At 71.1% G+C, this 13,334-nt stretch carries 12 protein-coding genes; 2 read left to right on the forward strand and 10 right to left on the reverse strand.

Features of this window, described 5'->3' with window-relative positions; all coding sequences use genetic code 11:
* Positions 1-59 precede the first annotated feature (59 nt).
* From gatB to ACFWFI_RS14435, 9 genes are all read right to left on the reverse strand, one after another.
* Positions 60-1,568, reverse strand: coding sequence for an Asp-tRNA(Asn)/Glu-tRNA(Gln) amidotransferase subunit GatB (gene gatB, locus ACFWFI_RS14395; RefSeq protein ID WP_387389234.1), 1,509 nt, complete (start codon positions 1,566-1,568; stop codon positions 60-62).
* A 16-nt stretch (positions 1,569-1,584) separates the two neighbouring features.
* Positions 1,585-1,818: a hypothetical protein gene (locus ACFWFI_RS14400; RefSeq protein WP_327122222.1), complete on the reverse strand. Its 234-nt coding sequence runs from the start codon at positions 1,816-1,818 to the stop codon at positions 1,585-1,587.
* A 5-nt stretch (positions 1,819-1,823) separates the two neighbouring features.
* Complete coding sequence (gene gatA, locus ACFWFI_RS14405) at positions 1,824-3,326, reverse strand: Asp-tRNA(Asn)/Glu-tRNA(Gln) amidotransferase subunit GatA (RefSeq protein ID WP_387389239.1); 1,503 nt, start codon at positions 3,324-3,326, stop codon at positions 1,824-1,826.
* A 5-nt stretch (positions 3,327-3,331) separates the two neighbouring features.
* Positions 3,332-3,628, reverse strand: coding sequence for an Asp-tRNA(Asn)/Glu-tRNA(Gln) amidotransferase subunit GatC (gene gatC / locus ACFWFI_RS14410; protein ID WP_014153935.1), 297 nt, complete (start codon positions 3,626-3,628; stop codon positions 3,332-3,334).
* Between the two features lie 154 nt (positions 3,629-3,782).
* Positions 3,783-5,927, reverse strand: coding sequence for a putative bifunctional diguanylate cyclase/phosphodiesterase (locus ACFWFI_RS14415; protein WP_387389241.1), 2,145 nt, complete (start codon positions 5,925-5,927; stop codon positions 3,783-3,785).
* A gap of 315 nt (positions 5,928-6,242) precedes the next feature.
* Positions 6,243-8,438 (reverse strand): NAD-dependent DNA ligase LigA, encoded by a 2,196-nt coding sequence (gene ligA, locus ACFWFI_RS14420; protein ID WP_387389244.1) that lies wholly within the window; start codon positions 8,436-8,438, stop codon positions 6,243-6,245.
* A 46-nt stretch (positions 8,439-8,484) separates the two neighbouring features.
* A complete protein-coding gene (locus ACFWFI_RS14425; RefSeq protein WP_387389247.1) occupies positions 8,485-9,510 on the reverse strand; it encodes a methionine synthase in 1,026 nt (341 codons plus the stop codon).
* Between the two features lie 56 nt (positions 9,511-9,566).
* Positions 9,567-10,256, reverse strand: a complete 690-nt coding sequence (locus tag ACFWFI_RS14430; RefSeq protein ID WP_387389249.1) for an SDR family oxidoreductase — start codon at positions 10,254-10,256, stop codon at positions 9,567-9,569.
* 59 nt (positions 10,257-10,315) lie between these two features.
* The gene (locus ACFWFI_RS14435) at positions 10,316-10,855 is read right to left on the reverse strand and encodes an LOG family protein (protein ID WP_387389252.1); all 540 of its coding nucleotides are present in this window, start codon (positions 10,853-10,855) and stop codon (positions 10,316-10,318) included.
* Positions 10,856-10,920: 65 nt separating this feature from the next.
* On the opposite strand from ACFWFI_RS14435, the gene ACFWFI_RS14440 reads away from it, so the two are divergent.
* Both ACFWFI_RS14440 and ACFWFI_RS14445 read left to right on the forward strand, forming a co-directional pair.
* A complete protein-coding gene (locus ACFWFI_RS14440) occupies positions 10,921-11,256 on the forward strand; it encodes a DUF427 domain-containing protein (protein WP_387389254.1) in 336 nt (111 codons plus the stop codon).
* A 62-nt stretch (positions 11,257-11,318) separates the two neighbouring features.
* Positions 11,319-12,122: an alpha/beta fold hydrolase gene (locus ACFWFI_RS14445; RefSeq protein WP_387389256.1), complete on the forward strand. Its 804-nt coding sequence runs from the start codon at positions 11,319-11,321 to the stop codon at positions 12,120-12,122.
* A 66-nt stretch (positions 12,123-12,188) separates the two neighbouring features.
* Here ACFWFI_RS14445 and mnmA read toward each other — a convergent pair whose 3' ends face one another.
* Positions 12,189-13,322, reverse strand: coding sequence for a tRNA 2-thiouridine(34) synthase MnmA (mnmA, locus tag ACFWFI_RS14450; protein WP_387389259.1), 1,134 nt, complete (start codon positions 13,320-13,322; stop codon positions 12,189-12,191).
* Between the last annotated feature and the right edge of the window lie 12 nt (positions 13,323-13,334).

A 13,334-nucleotide genomic window follows, 5' to 3' on the forward strand; every position in this document is an offset into this window, starting at 1 on the left:
GCCAACCGGGGGGGGCCCCCCGGTACAGGGGGCCCCCCGCCCCAAGGGCGTGTCGGGGATCAGCCCTCGACGCCGAGCTTCTCCAGGATCAGCTCACGCACGCGCGCCGCGTCCGCCTGGCCGCGGGTGGCCTTCATGACCGCGCCCACGAGCGCACCGGCCGCGGCGACCTTGCCGCCGCGGATCTTGTCGGCGATCGCCGCGTTGGCCGCGATCGCCTCGTCGACGGCAGTGCCCAGCGCACCCTCGTCCGAGACGACCTTCAGGCCGCGCTTCTCGACGACGGTGTCCGGGTCGCCCTCGCCCGCGAGGACGCCCTCGAGGACCTGGCGCGCCAGCTTGTCGTTGAGGTCGCCGGAGGCGACGAGCTCCGCCACCCGGGCCACCTGCGCCGGGGTGACCGGCAGCTCGTCCAGGCTGCGGCCGGTCTCGTTGGCGTTACGGGCGAGTTCGCCCATCCACCACTTGCGGGCCTGGTCCGAGGGGGCGCCCGCGTCCGTCGTGGCGACGATCAGGTCGACCGCGCCCGCGTTGAGGATGGACTGCATGTCGTGCTCGTTGACACCCCACTCCTCCTTCAGCCGCTTGCGGCGCAGCCGGGGCAGCTCGGGAAGTCCCTTGCGGAGCTCCTCGACCCAGTCGCGGGCAGGGGCGACCGGCACCAGGTCCGGCTCGGGGAAGTAGCGGTAGTCCTCGGCGTTGTCCTTGATGCGGCCGGCCGTGGTGGAGCCGTCCTCCTCGTGGAAGTGCCGGGTCTCCTGCACGATCGTCCCGCCGGAGTTCAGCACCGCGGCGTGGCGCTGGATCTCGAAGCGGGCGGCGCGCTCGACGGAACGCAGCGAGTTGACGTTCTTCGTCTCGGAGCGCGTGCCGAACGCCTCACGGCCGTGCGGGCGCAGCGACAGGTTCACGTCGCAGCGCATCTGGCCCATTTCCATCCGGGCGTCCGAGACACCGAGCGCCTTGATGAGCTCGCGGAGCTCGGCGACGTACGCCTTGGCGACCTCGGGGGCGCGTGCGCCTGCTCCCTCGATCGGCTTGGTGACGATCTCGATGAGGGGGATGCCCGCACGGTTGTAGTCGAGCAGCGAGTGGGAGGCGCCGTGGATACGGCCGGTGGCACCGCCGACGTGCGTCGACTTCCCGGTGTCCTCCTCCATGTGGGCGCGCTCGATCTGCACGCGGAAGATCTCGCCGTCCTCCAGCTGGACGTCCAGATAGCCGTTGAAGGCGATCGGCTCGTCGTACTGGGAGGTCTGGAAGTTCTTCGGCATGTCCGGATAGAAGTAGTTCTTCCGGGCGAAGCGGCACCACTCGGCGATCTCGCAGTTCAGCGCGAGCCCGATCTTGATGGCGGACTCGACGCCGATCTCGTTGACCACCGGCAGCGCGCCCGGCAGCCCGAGGCAGACCGGGCAGGTCTGCGAGTTGGCGTCCTGCTTGAGCTCGGTGGAGCACCCGCAGAACATCTTGGTCTTGGTGCCCAGCTCGACATGGACCTCGAGGCCCATGACGGGGTCGTACGTCGCGAGGGCGTCCTCGTACGACTCCAGGTCAATGACAGTCACGGTGAAACTTTCCCTCTCAGCCCAGCAGGACGTCGTCGTCGCCGAGACGCTTGAGTTCGCGGTAGAGGATCGCCAGACCGGTGACGATCGCGGCAGCCGAGACGGCGGCGTCGATCAGCCGGAGGGTGTCGCTCTCCTGACGGGCGAGCTTGGCCTGCTTCGCGACGCTCAGCGCGCCGAAGGCGGTGGTGCCGAGCGACAGGTACACGCCGGACTTGGACTTCTTGAAGTTCTTGGCCTTCTTGGTCATTGCACTCACAGTGACGGAGCCTCCTCAAGCAGCGGGTGTCCCCACTTTTCCACGAAGGCGGCCTCTACGGCGGCTCCGACCTTGTACAGCCGGTCGTCCTTCATGGCGGGGGCGATGATCTGCAGCCCGACCGGCAGGCCGTCCTCCGGAGCCAGGCCGCAGGGCAGCGACATGGCGGAGTTGCCGGCGAGGTTGGTCGGAATGGTGCACAGGTCCGCGAGGTACATCGCCATCGGGTCGTCGGCGCGCTCGCCGATCGGGAAGGCGGTGGTGGGAGTCGTCGGCGAAACGATGACGTCCACCTGCTCGAAGGCCTTCTCGAAGTCCTGGGTGATGAGCGTGCGGACCTTCTGCGCCGAGCCGTAGTACGCGTCGTAATAGCCGGAGCTGAGCGCGTACGTACCGAGGATGATGCGGCGCTTGACCTCGTCGCCGAAGCCGGCCTCGCGGGTGAGCGCGGTGACGTCCTCGGCCGAGCGCGTGCCGTCGTCGCCGACCCGCAGGCCGTAGCGCATGGCGTCGAAGCGGGCCAGGTTCGAGGAGCACTCGGACGGCGCGATCAGGTAGTACGCCGAAAGAGCGAGATCGAAGGACGGGCAGTCCAGCTCGACGACCGTGGCGCCGAGCGACTCCAGCAGCTCGACCGACTCGTTGAAGCGCTGGACGACACCTGCCTGGTAGCCCTCGCCCGAGAACTGCTTGACCACACCGACGCGCATGCCCTGTACGGAGCCGTTGCGCGCGGCCTCGACGACCGGCGGGACCGGGGCGTCGATGGACGTCGAGTCCAGCGGGTCGTGTCCGGCGATGGCCTCGTGCAGGAGCGCCGCGTCCAGGACCGTACGGGCGCAGGGACCGCCCTGGTCGAGGGACGAGGAGAAGGCGACCATGCCGTAGCGGGAGACACCGCCGTAGGTGGGCTTGACGCCGACGGTGCCGGTGACGGCCGCGGGCTGGCGGATGGAGCCGCCGGTGTCCGTGCCGATGGCGAGCGGGGCCTCGAAGGAGGCGAGCGCGGCCGAGGAGCCGCCGCCGGAGCCGCCCGGGATGCGGGTGAGGTCCCAGGGGTTTCCGGTCGGGCCGTAGGCGCTGTTCTCGGTGGAGGACCCCATGGCGAACTCGTCCATGTTGGTCTTGCCGAGGATGACCACGTCGGCGGCCCTCAGCCGCTTGGTGACCGTCGCGTCGTACGGCGGGACCCAGCCCTCGAGGATCTTCGAACCGACGGTGGTCGGCATGTCCTGCGTGGTGAAGATGTCCTTGAGCGCGAGCGGGACGCCGGCCAGCGGGCCGAGCTTCTCGCCCGCCTCGCGCTTGGCGTCGACGGCGCGGGCCTGCGCGAGCGCGCCCTCGCGGTCGATGTGCAGGAAGGCGTGGACCTTCTCGTCGATGGCGTCGATCCGGGCCAGGTGGGCCTCGGTGACCTCGACGGCCGTCAGCTCGCCGGAGGCGATCTTCGCGGCGATCTGAGCCGCGGTGAGCTTGATGATGGTGCTGATGTCCGTCATGGCTGTTAGTCCTCCCCCAGGATCTGCGGCACCTTGAAACGCTGCTGCTCCTGGGCCGGGGCGCCGGAGAGCGCCTGCTCGGGGGTGAGCGACGGACGGACCTCGTCCGCCCGCATGACATTGGTCAGCGGCAGCGGGTGGGAGGTCGGCGGTACGTCTTGGTCGGCGACCTCGGAGACGCGGGCGACCGCGCCGATGATGTCGTCGAGCTGACCGGCGAAGTGCTCGAGCTCTTCGCCCTTCAGCTCCAGACGCGCCAGCCGGGCGAGGTGGGCGACCTCCTCGCGCGTGATGCCAGGCATGCAGCGATCCTCAGGGTTTGGTGTGTGGTTTTGGCCCAATCCTATGGGGTCGCCGGACACCTCTGCGGCGAGCGGATGGAGCCCGGCCGCCGATTGAGGACAAAACGGCCACCGGGTGGGCCTCCGCCCGCACCGCCCCGGCCCGCCCGGGGCCTCAGGCCGTGGCCGGACCGGGATTCAGCGCGCGCCCCGCGGACCTGGGCTCCAGCTCGGGCGCCACCGGCGCCGCTGCCGCGGCTTCCAGCTCGGACGGCCTCCGCCATCCGTGCTCGCCCCGTGCCCGCAGCCAGGCCGTCGTCTCCTGCGGTGGCATGGCCGCCGCGACGAGCCACCCCTGTACGGCGTCGCAGCGCAGGTCCCGCAGCCGCTCCCAGGTCTCGTCGTCCTCGACGCCCTCGGCGACGACGATCAGCCCGAGCGAATGGGCCAGGTCGATGGTGCAGCGGACGATCTCGGCGTCCTCGTGGTCCACGGCCAGCCGCGCCACGAACGACCGGTCGATCTTGAGTTCGCTCACCGGCAGCTTCCGCAGGTGGACGAGGGAGGAGTAGCCGGTGCCGAAGTCGTCGAGGGACATCTTCACCCCGTGCCCGGTCAGCCCCGCCAGGGTGTCGGCTGCCCGCTGGGGGTCCTCCAGCAGGACGTGCTCGGTTATCTCCAGCTGCAGCGCACCGGCCGGCACACCGTGCCGGGCGAGCCGTGCGGCGACGCTGCCCGCGAAGCCGGGGGTGTGCACGTCGCGCGGCGAGACGTTGACCGCGACGGGGACGAACAGCCCCTGCGCCCGCCACCGCGCCACCTGGGCCAGAGCGGTCTCCAGTACGTATTCGGTGAGATGGGGCATCAGCCCGGAGGATTCGGCGATCGCGATGAACTCGTCCGGGGGGACCCGCCCGCGCTCCGGGTGCACCCATCGCACGAGCGCTTCGAGACCGGCGACCTGACCGTCGAAGCGGACCTTGGGCTGGTAGTGGAGTTCCACCTCATGGGCGTCCAGAGCACGGCGCAGGTCGCCCAGCAGACCCAGCCGGTCCGGGGTGTTGCTGTCGCGCTTGGACTCGTAGACCTCCACGCCCGTACGGTCCCGCTTGGCCTGGTACATGGCCACGTCCGCCCGCCTGAGCAGCCCTTCGGCATCCAGCGCGTGGTCGGGGTGGACGGCGACCCCCGCGCTCGCCTCCAGCACCAGCGTGAGCCCGTCGAGGTCGAGGGGCGAGGAGAGTTCGGCGACCAGATGGCGGGCGATGCGCTGGGCGCTGGTGGTCGAGTCCGCGGTCGGCAGCAGCACTGCGAACTCGTCGCCGCCGAGCCGCGCGGCCTCCGCACCGCGCGGCAGGGCGAGCCGCAGCCGCTCCGCTATCTGGAGCAGGAGCCGGTCCCCGGCGAGATGGCCGAGGGTGTCGTTGACGGCCCGGAACCGGTCGAGGTCGATGAGGACGAGGGCGGATCGGGCGCCGGTGCTGCCGGCCTCCTCCAGCGCCGTCCAGGTTCTCTCCAGGAGCCACTGGCGGTTGGGCAGGCCGGTGAGCGGATCCCTCAGCTGTTCCTCGGCCCGTGCGCGGGCGATCCAGAGCGTGGAGTCCAGGGCGATCAGCGGGACGGCGAAGAGCGGCAGCAGCACGGGCATGGCGGACGCCACCACACAGATCAGCGGCGCGATGCCCAACAGGGCGACCGCGACGAGCCCTTGGCGCAGCAGTGCGGTGCGGGCGATCGACGGCAGCCCGCCGGTCTGCGACGCCCTGGCGTACCAGAGCAGGACGCGGGTGACGAGGAGATACGTACCGGCGGCGAGCAGCACCTCCGGTACGGAGCCGATCCCCCAGTGGAGTGGCCGCCAGGGTGTCTCGACGGTCGGCACCTCGCCGAACGCGGACAGGACGAGCGCGGCCGCCCCGATGCCGAGTATGTCCACCGCCCCGTGCAGGAGCCCCTGCCACCACCGGTGGCGCCTGGCCGTACCGACGAGCACCACGACGACGAGGCTGACCAGCCCGGCGGCCACCCAGCCGTAGAGGAGCAGGACCGCGAGGGTGAGGGCGGCGCCGGAACCCGTGCCGCCCCACCAGCGGTCCCGCCCGAGGGCGACCAGATGACCCACGATGATTCCGGTGAGCAGGGCGAGCGACCATCCCGCGGTGCCGGCGGGGAAGAGCGCGTGGCCGTCGTGGACGGTCCGGTAGAACCCGGTCGCGAGCTGCACCGCGGCGACCGCCACGACTACGGCGCCCACTTTGGACGTGAGGCCCACGAAACCTTGCAGCCGCGACACCGGTGCGGCGCTCTCGGTCGGTTTCATTCCGTCCCTCTCACAGCCGGCGGTGCCGATGTCTCACGGTGGCCCCCGCCCCCATGCCACCACGAACCAAATCCCACCACGCAGCCGGGCACGGCAGGTGCTCGTTCAACAGTAGGCCGATGAGGCCCCCCGCGGGCAGCGCTCTGCAGCTCTTGCCCGAATGCGGACCTGACACCCCCGACTGTCTGATATGCGCCGAACAGGTGATGCGGGCGGGCCGGACCGGGCCTCCCGGCCCCCCTCCTGCCCGCCTCGTCCGCTTACTTCCCCCCTGGCTCATGACCACGCGTCGCGCGCGTCTCGATCGCGCCTCGATCAGGCCTCGGCGGGGACAGCGGCCTCCCGGGCCGCGTCCGGCCCCTGTTCGAGGAGCACCGCGAAGCCGTCCTCGTCGAGGACGGGCACCTTCAGCTGCATCGCCTTGTCGTACTTCGACCCCGGGTTGTCGCCCACCACCACGAAGGACGTCTTCTTCGAGACGGAGCCGGTGACCTTCGCCCCCAGGCTCTGGAGCGCGTCCTTGGCGCCGTCCCTGGTGTGTCCGGTCAGCGTGCCGGTCACCACGACGGTGAGTCCCTCCAGCGGCCGCGGCCCCTCCTCCTCACCCGCGCCCTCGTCCTCCATCCGGACCCCGGCCTCCCGCCATTTGCGCAGGATCTCGCGGTGCCAGTCCTCGGCGAACCACTGCTTGACCGAGGCGGCGATGATGGGCCCCACCCCGTCCGCCGCGGCCAGCTCCTCCTCGGACGCCTCGTCGATCCGGTCGACGGACCGGAACTGCCGGGCCAGCTCGACGGCGGCCACCGGTCCCACGTGCCGGATCGAGAGCCCGGTGAGGATCCGGGCGAGCGGGGCCTGCCTGGCGGCCGCGATGCCCTCCAGCATGCCGAGGGCGTTCTTCTTCGGCTCGCCCTGCTGGTTGGCGAAGACCGTGGCGATCTTCTCCTCGCCCGTTCTCGGGTCACGCTTGGGCAGTCCGCTGTCCGCGTCCAGGACGTACGCCCGGATCGGCAGCAGCTGCTCCACCGTCAGACCGAAGAGGTCCCCCTCGTCCAGCAGCGGCGGCTCGTCGGGCTCCAGCGGTTTGGTCAGGGCCGCGGCGGCCACATAGCCGAAGTGGTCGATGTCCAGGCACTTACGGCCGGCCAGATAGGCCAGGCGCTCCCGCAACTGAGCTGGGCAGGAGCGGGCGTTGGGGCAGCGGAGGTCGATGTCGGCCTCCTTCATGGGGCGCAGCGGCGTCCCGCACTCGGGGCACTCGGACGGCATGACGAACTCGCGCTCGCTGCCGTCCCGCAGGTCGACGACCGGCCCGAGGATCTCCGGGATGACGTCGCCCGCCTTGCGGAGCACCACCGTGTCCCCGATGAGGACGCCCTTGGCCTTCACCACGTTCTGGTTGTGCAGGGTGGCGAATTCGACCTCCGATCCCGCCACCTCGACCGGCTCGACCTGGGCGTACGGCGTGACCCGGCCGGTGCGCCCGACGCCGACCCGGATGTTGATCAGCTTGGTGTTGACCTCCTGCGGCGCGTACTTCCAGGCGATAGCCCAGCGTGGCGCGCGCGAGGTGGAACCCAGCCTGCCCTGGAGCGGGATCTCGTCGAGCTTGATGACGACACCGTCGATCTCGTGCTCGACGGACTGGCGGTTCTCCCCGAAGTAGGCGATGAACTCCCGCACCTCGTCGAGGGACCGCACCACCTTGTTGTGCCTGGCGGTCGGCAGGCCCCACTCCCTCAGCAGGTCGTACGCCTGGGAGAGCCGGTCGATGTCGAAGCCCTCACGGGCACCGATGCCGTGCACCACCATGTGGAGCGGGCGGGTGGCGGTGACCTTCGGGTCCTTCTGCCGCAGCGATCCGGCCGCCGCGTTGCGGGGGTTGGCGAAGGGCTTGTCGCCGGCCTCGACCAGCCGGGCGTTGAGCCCTTCGAAGGCCTCCATCGGGAAGAAGACCTCGCCGCGGATCTCGACGAGCTCGGGGACGCTGTCGCCCTTGAGACGGAGCGGAATCTCGGCGATCGTGCGGACGTTGGGGGTGATGTCCTCCCCCGTCCGGCCGTCGCCCCGGGTCGCCGCGCGGGTCAGCCTGCCGTGCTCGTAGGTGAGGTTGACGGCGAGACCGTCCACCTTGAGCTCGCACAGGAAGTGGTACCCGCCCCTGCCCACGTCCTTGGCCACCCGCTCGGCCCAGGCCGCGAGCTCCCCGTCGTCGAAGGCGTTGTCCAGGGAGAGCAGGCGCTCACGGTGTTCGACGGAGGTGAATTCCGTGGTGTAGGGGCCCGCGACCTTCTGGGTCGGCGAGTCCGGTGTGCGCAGCTCGGGATGCTCGTCCTCGATGGCCTCCAGCGCGCGCATCTGCCGGTCGAACTCGGCGTCGTCGATGACCGGCTGGTCCTTCACGTAATACCGGAAGCGGTGCTCCTCGATCTGCTCGGCGAGAAGTGCGTGCTGTTCCTGCACCTCCGCCGGCACACCGGTCAGCTGCTGCGCCTGCTGTTCGCCGGCCATCGCCTGTTCCTCCGTTGCCCCGTTGACTTCCGACCTCGACGACCCGCTACTCAGGGTTGTCGGCGAGCGACCTCGCGGCCCGGGCGCAGTGGGCGAGCGCGGCGCGCGCGTACGCGGGTGACGCTCCCGCCAGCCCGCAGGACGGGGTGATCACGACGGACTCGCTGAGAGTCCCCGGATTCAGCCCCAGCCTGCTCCACAACGTCCTGACCTCCTTGACGCTACCGCCCGGGTCCGACAATGCGGTCGAGGCGCCGTCGAGGCCGGGAACCACGCCGAGGAAGAGCTGGGTACCGCCTTCGACGGCTTCCCCGATCGCCTCCTCCTCACGCTCGGTGAGCAGGGAGAAGTCGAAGGAGACCGCGCCCGCCCCGGCGCGGCGCAGCAGCGCGAACGGCACCTCCGGCGCGCAGGAGTGGACGGCCGTGAGTCCCTCGCCGTTCACCGAGAGCACGTCACGCAGCGTCCCCTCGACGACCTGGCGGTCGACGGCACGGTAGGTGCGGTAGCCGCTGGCCGACCTGATCCGCCCCTGCAGTACGGCGGTCAGGGAGGGTTCGTCGAGCTGGAGCACGACCTGGGCGCCCGGGACCCTGCGCCGCACCTCCGCGAGGTGGGAGCGCAGCCCCTCGGTCAGCGAGCCCGCCAGGTCGCGGCAGGCCCCCGGGTCACCCAGCATGGCCTCGCCGCCCCGCAGTTCCAGTCCTGCGGCGAGGGTCCAGGGGCCGACGGCCTGGACCTTCAGCAGCCCCTCGTAGCCCTGGGTGAACTCCTCCAGCGCGTCGAGGTCCTCGCCGAGCCAGGAGCGGGCCCGGCGGGTGTCGCGGCCGGGGCGGTCGCTGATCCGCCAGCCGCTGGGCTCGACGTGGCCGTACATCTCGACGAGCAGACCGATGGTCCGCCCGGTCATGTCCGCGCCGGGGCCCCGCGCGGGCAGCTCCGCCAGGTACGGCATGCCCTGGCCGTCGGCGAAGGACCCGGTGACGGTTTTGGCCGCCTCCCGGGCGTCTCCCCCCGGCATGGACCCGATCCCGGTGGCTGCACTCGCGCTGAACCCGCTCTTCTCGCTCACGCGGAAAGCCTACGGGCCCCCGGGGCGCGGGCTCTCCGAGGCCACCCGGCAGCCTCTCAGCGGCCGGGGCGGACCGTCAGGTCGTTGATCTCGGCGTCCCTCGGCAGATCGAGCGCGAGCAGGATCGTGGTGGCCACCGATTCCGGGTCGATCCAGCGCGAGGCGTCGTACTCCTTGCCCTCCTGCTGGTGGACCTTGGCCTGCATGGGGCTGGCGGTGCGGCCCGGGTAGACGGAGGTGACCCTGACCCCGTTGCCGTGTTCCTCGTGGCGCAGGGAGTCGGCGAGCGCCTTGAGCCCGTGCTTGCTGGCGGCGTAGGCGCCCCATTCGGCGTGTGCCGCGAGCCCTGCGCCGGAGTTCACGAAGACCACGTGGCCGTGCGTGACGCGGAGCTGCGGCAGCAGCAGACGCGTCAGCTCGGCCGGGGAGACCAGGTTGGCGTTGAGCTGGAAGTGCCAGGCCTTGGGGGTGAGGTCGCCGATCGCGCCGAGTTCGACGACGCCCGCGATGTGCAGCAGGGAGTCGAGTCGTTCGGGCATCGGCTGCTGCCCGAACGCCCACGAGAGCCGGTCGGGATTGCCGAGGTCGCCGACGAGCGTGCGGGCCCCGGGGTGGAGCGCGGCCAGTTCCTTGGCGCGTCCCGCGTCCCGGGCGAGCAGCACGAGTTCGTCGCCGCGCTCCAGGAGACGGCGGGCGACTGCCGCGCCGATGCCGGAGCCGGCGCCGGTGATGAGATGAGTAGGCATGCCCTCATGCTCGCACCACCGCAGGCCGGCCTTCTCCTCCAGGGCCGACCGCGCCCCGCTCACTGCAGGCCGGCCGACTCCTCCAGGTAGGCCAGCGCCCCGACGCCGTCCTTGGCGAAGAAGACCAGCTCGGTCAGCGGGACCGGCAGGAAGCCCTCGTCGTCCATGCGCTGGAACTGCTGGCGCAGGCCGTCGTAGAACCCTGCGGTGTTCAGCAGCACGACGGGCTTGGTGTGCTTGCCGTGCTTCTTCAGCTCCAGGATCTCCGTCGCCTCGTCGAGCGTCCCCGTCCCGCCGACCATGATCACGATCGCGTCGGACTTCTCGAGGAGCAGCGCCTTGCGCTCGGCCAGGTCCTTGGCGATCACCATCTCGTCGGCGTTCGTCCGCGCCTTCGCCGCCAGGAAGTCCACCGACACCCCGACGAGCCGCCCGCCGGACTCCTGGACGCCGTCGGCGACGACCTTCATCAGGCCGCTCTCCGACCCGCCCCAGACCAGGGTGTGTCCGCCCCTTCCCAGCAGTTCGGCGAATTCGCGCGCGGGCACGGTGTAGCGGTCGTCGAGGTCGGCTGCGGAGAGGAAGACACAGATGTTCATACGAACACCGTACGGCCGCACCCCGGCTCGGGAAGAAACCGGACTCCCGAGGGGCTGAAGCAGGTATGGCCTCCATCACAGGACACACCATCACCGTCGAACCCTCCTCCGCGCATGTGCGTGCGGTGCACGACGGGCAGGTGCTCGCCGAGAGCCGCCGCCCGCTGGTGCTGCGCGAGACGGGCTGTCCCGACCGCTTCTACCTGCCGCCCGAGGACGTCCGTACCGACCTGCTGTCGCCCTCGGACACCCGTACGCACTGTCCGTTCAAGGGGGACGCGTCGTACTGGTCGCTGCCCGGAGCGGCGGACCTCGTCTGGGCCTATCCGGAACCGAAGGAACAAGTCGCCTCGATCAAGGGGCACTTCTGCTTCTACGCCACGGATGTCGTGACCGACTGACCGTCAGAAATATTTCTCCGCAGAGGCGATGAGTTCTGTGGGGCACGGCAGTCCACCCTCACATGGACAAGACTCTCTCCCGTGACGGCACGTCGATCGCGTATCGCCGCCGCGGCGACGGGCCGCCGGTGATCCTGGTCGGCGGGGCCCTGAGCACCGCGGCCGACGAGGCACCGCTGGCCGCTCTGCTGGCCCCGCGTTTCACGGTCGTCACGTACGACCGGCGGGGCCGCGGGGCGAGCGGCGACAGCGGGCCGTACGCTCTCCGCCGCGAGATCGAGGACCTGTCGTCGGTCGCGGCAGTCGTGGGCGGGCGCGTCTCGCTGTTCGGCATGCTGTCGGGCGGGGCGCTGGCCCTGGAGGCGCAGGCCGCGGGGCTGCCCGTGGACCTGCTCGCGGTCTACGACCCGCCGTACACCCCCGGCGCCACCGGCCTCCTGTACAAGTCCCGCTGCACGGCGCTGCTGCACCGGCTGCTGGCGAACGGCGACCGGGCCGGCGCCGTCGAGCTGTATCTGTCCCGGACCGGAGTCCCGGAGGAGACGATCGCCCGCATGCGCCGCGCCCCGCTGTGGTCCGGCCTGGAAGCGGTGGCCCACACCCTCGCGTACGACGACGCCCTGCTGGGGGACGGCTCGGTCCCCGCCGCGAGACTGGCATCCGTCACCGCGCGCACCCTGGTGGTGACGGGCGGTTTCAGCACCGGGCAGGCCCGCGCGACGAGCCTCGCCCTCGCGGCCGCGATCCCCCGCGCCAGGCACCGCACCCTGACCGGCCAGACCCGCGAGCTGGCACCGCACGCGATCGCGCCGGTCCTGGCGGAGTTCTTCGCCAGGTACTCGTCCCTGCGTACGGCGGCGTCCTAGCGGGTGCGACAGGGGCCGCCGAAACGGCCGGGTCGTCGCAGGGGAGCGACCCGGCCCGGCCGGCGGTCAGCCGGCCGCCGCCGCCTTCTCCTTGCGCACCGTCGTCGCGATGGTCGCCGAGCCGACGACCCGGGTGCCGTCGTACAGCACCACCGCCTGACCTGGCGCGACACCGCGGACCGGCTCACCGAAGGTGACGGACAGGGTGCCGTCGGTCAGCTCCGCCGTCACCTCGGTCTCGCCGCCGTGAGCACGCAGCTGCGCGGTGTACCTACCGGGCCCGGACGGTGCGGTGCCGCACCAGCGGGGCTTGATCGCGGTGAGGGCGGTGACGTCGAGGGCCTCCACCGGGCCGACCGTCACCGTGTTGTTCACCGGCGAGATGTCCAGGACGTAGCGCGGCTTGCCGTCAGGAGCGGGGTGGCCGATGCGCAGGCCCTTGCGCTGGCCGATGGTGAAGCCGAACGCGCCCTCGTGGGTGCCCACCTTCGCACCCTCTTCGTCGAGGATGTCGCCCTCCGCCGGGCCGCCGAGGCGGCCGGCCAGGAAGCCCTGGGTGTCACCGTCGGCGATGAAGCAGATGTCGTGGCTGTCGGGCTTCTTGGCGACCGCCAGGCCGCGGCGCTCGGCCTCGGCCCGGATCTCGTCCTTGGTGGTGAGGGTGTCGCCGAGCGGGAACATGGCGTGGGCGAGCTGCTTCTCGTCCAGGACGCCGAGGACGTAGCTCTGGTCCTTGGCCATGTCCGAGGCGCGGTGCATCTCCCGGGTGCCGTCCTCGTTCAGTACGACGGTGGCGTAGTGGCCGGTGCAGACCGCGTCGAAGCCGAGGGCCAGCGCCTTGTCGAGCAGCGCCGCGAATTTGATCTTCTCGTTGCAGCGCAGGCAGGGGTTGGGCGTGCGCCCGGCCTCGTACTCCGCGACGAAGTCGTCCACGACGTCCTCACGGAAGCGTTCCGCCAGGTCCCAGACGTAGAACGGGATGCCGATGACGTCCGCCGCGCGGCGGGCGTCCCGGGAGTCCTCGATGGTGCAACAGCCGCGCGCGCCCGTACGGAAGGACTGCGGGTTCGCGGAGAGGGCGAGATGCACACCGGTCACGTCGTGGCCTGCCTCGGCGGCTCGGGCCGCCGCGACGGCGGAGTCGACTCCGCCCGACATGGCGGCAAGTACGCGGAGGGGGCGCTGGGAGGTCTGAGTCATAGCCTCTCCAGA

This window comes from Streptomyces sp. NPDC060209 (assembly GCF_042728155.1).
Taxonomy (GTDB): Bacteria; Actinomycetota; Actinomycetes; order Streptomycetales; family Streptomycetaceae; genus Streptomyces.

Coding starts and splice junctions, on each gene's coding strand:
- ligA (WP_387389244.1), bottom strand. CDS start 8,438: ATGGCCGGCGAACAGCAGGCGCAGCAGCTGACCGGTGTGCCGGCGGAG.
- ACFWFI_RS14415 (WP_387389241.1), bottom strand. CDS start 5,927: ATGAAACCGACCGAGAGCGCCGCACCGGTGTCGCGGCTGCAAGGTTTC.
- ACFWFI_RS14430 (WP_387389249.1), bottom strand. CDS start 10,256: ATGCCTACTCATCTCATCACCGGCGCCGGCTCCGGCATCGGCGCGGCA.
- ACFWFI_RS14435 (WP_387389252.1), bottom strand. CDS start 10,855: ATGAACATCTGTGTCTTCCTCTCCGCAGCCGACCTCGACGACCGCTAC.
- gatC (WP_014153935.1), bottom strand. CDS start 3,628: ATGCCTGGCATCACGCGCGAGGAGGTCGCCCACCTCGCCCGGCTGGCG.
- ACFWFI_RS14440 (WP_387389254.1), top strand. CDS start 10,921: ATGGCCTCCATCACAGGACACACCATCACCGTCGAACCCTCCTCCGCG.
- ACFWFI_RS14445 (WP_387389256.1), top strand. CDS start 11,319: ATGGACAAGACTCTCTCCCGTGACGGCACGTCGATCGCGTATCGCCGC.
- mnmA (WP_387389259.1), bottom strand. CDS start 13,322: ATGACTCAGACCTCCCAGCGCCCCCTCCGCGTACTTGCCGCCATGTCG.
- ACFWFI_RS14400 (WP_327122222.1), bottom strand. CDS start 1,818: ATGACCAAGAAGGCCAAGAACTTCAAGAAGTCCAAGTCCGGCGTGTAC.
- gatA (WP_387389239.1), bottom strand. CDS start 3,326: ATGACGGACATCAGCACCATCATCAAGCTCACCGCGGCTCAGATCGCC.